Origin of the sequence: Streptomyces sp. NPDC059371 (assembly GCF_042751995.1) — a bacterium.
Classification (GTDB): Bacteria; Actinomycetota; Actinomycetes; order Streptomycetales; family Streptomycetaceae; genus Streptomyces.
Window position 1 is genome coordinate 152,473 of sequence record NZ_JBHYXD010000006.1, and the last position, 2,429, is coordinate 154,901.

General features: G+C 68.2%; 2 protein-coding genes. Both read right to left on the reverse strand.

Annotated elements, in window-relative coordinates:
- Positions 1 to 1,712: S8 family serine peptidase (locus ACFXGX_RS06075; protein ID WP_384785234.1), on the reverse strand; the 1,712-nt coding region annotated here is incomplete at its 3' end.
- A 252-nt stretch (positions 1,713 to 1,964) separates the two neighbouring features.
- Complete coding sequence (locus tag ACFXGX_RS06080; protein ID WP_384785238.1) at positions 1,965 to 2,372, reverse strand: phospholipase A2; 408 nt, start codon at positions 2,370 to 2,372, stop codon at positions 1,965 to 1,967.
- Positions 2,373 to 2,429: the final 57 nt, after the last annotated feature.

The window sequence follows — 2,429 nt, forward strand, 5'->3', positions numbered from 1 at the left end:
TCGCCGTTGAAATCACCAGCAACCAGTTCGCTGTTGTCCCAGTGCCAGTCGCCGGTGCCCGAATCCCACAGCTTGACGGGCTTGTTGAAGCCGGTCCCGGTGGAGGTGAAAGTCCACAAGGCCGAGTGACCACGCCCGTCAGAGGTGTCCGCGTACTCGTACAGGACGGCGACGTCGGACTTGCCGTCGCCGTTGAAGTCGCCGGAGAGGGTCTTGCTGAGGCTCCAGTTCCAGGACCCGGTTCCCGAATCCCACTGCCTGACCGGGTTGTTGAAGCCGGCGCCGTTCGAGGTCTGCAGCCACAGGGCGGAGTGGCTGGTGCCGTCGGAGTTGGCTCCGTAGTCGTACAGGTAGGCGGCGTCGGACTTGCCGTCGCCACTGACGTCACCAGGCTTGTCAGACTTGTGGCTGAGCGCCTGGCCGATGTCGATGCGGGGGGTGCTGCCGCCGGTGTAGGAGATGGGCTTTCCCGTGGCCTTCAGCAGCTCTTCGAGGGAAGCGATGCTTCTGGTGGGGAACGCCTGTCGAAGGACCGCCAGGGCACCGGCCACGTGCGGGGCGGCCATGGAGGTGCCGCCCTTGGAGGCGTATCCGCCGCCGGGCACGGAGGAGACGATGCTGGTGCCGGGAGCGAAGAAGTCGAGCAGCGGGCCGCGGTTGGTGAAGGTGGACAGTTCGTCGTCGTCCGTCGTGGCACCGACCGCGAGAGCGGAGGAGACGCAGGCGGGCGCGCTGACCGCGTCGGTGTATCCGTTGTTACCGCCCGCGACGACGGTGGCGACACCTGTGTCGAGCAGCTGATCGATCACCGCGTGGCGCGGATCGTCCTCACAGGCACTGGTGTACCGGCCGCCGCCGAGGCTGAGGTTGGCCGCGACGAGCGGGGTCCCGGACTGCTTGAGTTCCCACACCTTCTCAAGCCCCGCGAGCTGGGCGCTGGTGAAGCTCAGGACACATGGTGCGGCGTCGGCTCCGCAGTAGTCCTCCGAGGTGAACTTGCTGAAGACCTGGATGGCGACGATGGAGGCACCAGGAGCGACACCGCGAGCCGGCGCACCGGTGATGCCCTTGCCGTCGCCCGCGGCGATACCGGCCACGTGGGTTCCGTGGTCGCATTCGGAGATGGTCGCGCACGGCCCGGTCTCGGAGTCGGCCGAGCCGGCGCCCTCCTGCGCCTCGGTGCCGTTGGGGCACAGACTGGTGGCGGAGAAGTCGGCGTCGATCGGTGAGAAGCACGCCTCGGCGACGACCCGCCCCTTGAGGAAGGGGTGATGGGTGGCCACCCCCGTGTCCAGGACGGCGATCGCACTGCCCGCTCCGGTCAGCCCCGCAGCGGCGGGCGAGGTTCCGCCGATGAGGGGAACGCTCTCGTCCAGGGACGGCGGCACCGGGATGTCCTCGGTGACGCTGACCACGTTGCTCTGGGCGGCCAGCTTTTGCAGGCCGGCATGGTCCACCTTGACCGTGACCAACGGCAGGGTCGCGAAGGACTGCATCGTCTTGCCCGTGGCGGCCGCGGCGGACAGGTCCGCGCGCTCCTTGGTGAGGACGTTGACGCGGACCTTTCCGCCGTTCGCGGTCTTGTCGTAGAGCGGCGGATCGACGGGATCTTGGGTAGCTTCGGTGGCTGTCGAAGGGCTCAGTGGCGCGGACGCCTGGGCCGGTATCGCAGCGGCGAGGGAGATGACCGTCATCGCGGTGACGACTGTCATCCAGCTCGTTCTCTTCATAGCGCCTCGGTGAGCAGGGGGCTTGTCCTGGCCCGGCCGGTGGGGAGGCAGGCGTGACTCAGCCCGGAGCGACGTGTGGGGAAACAGCGGTGTGGTGCTGAAAGGTGACGCACGGGTCTGCCGGGGGGAGAGCCGGGTGGCGAGAGGTCCGCGCCACCCGGCTCCGTCATGCCCGACCGGCCTACTCGGCCGTGCTGGTGCGCGGCGCGCCTTCAGAAGACGCCGCGGCCTCGATCAGGTCGCGTTGGCGCCGTTCTTCGGGTTGCCCTTCCAGCCCACGGTCCGGAAGTAGGTGTACGCGAGGCCGTAGCACTTCGGCCTCCTCGTGATGAAGTAGGCCTTGCAACTGTGCGTCTTCATCGTCGTGTAGAAGACGTTGTCGACGGCCCCCTTCTTGCTGCGGTCGAGGTAGTACCGGTAGCCCTTGTACGTGTTGCCGATCAGGCCGTAGCCGTAGTCGTGCGTGTCGCAGGCGGCCCGGAAGTCGAAGCCGAGCGGCCTGCTGATGTTGGGGCCGGGGGTGCTGCAGCCGTCGTAGACGATGCCCGCGACGCGGAACCCGGTCGGCGTGTACCTCCAGTACGGCTTGTGCCAGCCGTAGTGGGGCGCCCCCCCCCCCCCCCCCCCCGGGGGGTTGCACAATCACGCGCCGGGGGCTATAAAAAAAAACGCCCCCCCCCCAACCCGCGAGTTGGGGGT